Genomic DNA, 275 nt, shown 5'->3' on the forward strand with positions numbered 1-275 from the left:
GGAGCTCTCTTAACAGTATTTTTATTGGCAATTGATACATTCTTCCAACAAGTAACTGATCTACCGGAACGCTGGATAGTACAAGGGGAAAGCTCTATTCCCCGCAGCATTCGTTATGAGCCAAGAGTCGATGGCCAGTTCGATAGCACTTGGGATACCACAGAGGTGGCTCAACTGAACCCTGACCTACGGAGAGCAATGTATCCGTTTTTCTACGACAATGGAACCCAACCAACAGTGGTTGGTAATACCACCCAAGCTGAAATACCACTGGT

General features: G+C 46.5%; 1 protein-coding gene. It reads left to right on the top strand.

Translation table 11 applies throughout. The features are described 5' to 3' along the window. Nucleotides 1–275: hypothetical protein (locus QWJ41_RS21260; protein WP_302710493.1), on the top strand; the 275-nt coding region annotated here is incomplete at both ends.

The sequence above is a fragment of the Nocardioides cremeus genome, assembly GCF_030518195.1.
Taxonomy (GTDB): domain Bacteria; phylum Actinomycetota; class Actinomycetes; order Propionibacteriales; family Nocardioidaceae; genus Nocardioides; species Nocardioides cremeus.